Origin of the sequence: Thermococcus sp. M36 (genome assembly GCF_012027355.1) — an archaeon.
Classification (GTDB): domain Archaea; phylum Methanobacteriota_B; class Thermococci; order Thermococcales; family Thermococcaceae; genus Thermococcus.
This window is the reverse complement of record NZ_SNUH01000211.1, coordinates 1-444: the sequence shown is the minus strand read 5'-3', so window position 1 is coordinate 444 and position 444 is coordinate 1. Positions and strand designations below refer to the sequence as shown.

Annotated in this window: 1 protein-coding gene; it reads left to right on the top strand. The window is 33.3% G+C overall.

The genetic code is table 11. The features are described from left to right. Positions 1–276: alpha/beta fold hydrolase (locus tag E3E36_RS12025; RefSeq protein ID WP_167895599.1), on the top strand; the 276-nt coding region annotated here is incomplete at its 5' end. Between the last annotated feature and the right edge of the window lie 168 nt (positions 277–444).

Here is a 444-nt window from a genome sequence, read left to right as displayed (position 1 = left end):
TTATTGCCCGGGGCTTTCAGACCATCTAATGCAGAGCTTTGGTATTTAAAAAAAGATTTGCAATTATTACAAAACGATTTTTCTAAAGTTACCTGTCCCGTTTATTTTGTGCATGGAGATAAAGACCAATTCGTAGCTTATGGTAATATGGCATTTGGTGCCCAAGCATTAATAAATGCAGAAAAAATTGATACCATTACCATTCATAATGCCAACCATTTTATTCCCTGGCAGCATAAAGCAGAGATTGAAAATTTGCTATACCATCTTTACTGAGCAGCTAATTCTTTTAACACATTTTCAATTCTTGTTTTTAGTGTTTCATAATCGGTATAACCTCTGCTTAATAAATAAAATTTTGAATCGTTTGCTTGCAACAATACACAAGGGTAACCGGTAACCTGTAACTGTTTACACAACTGAAATTCATAGTAAGCTTTTTCT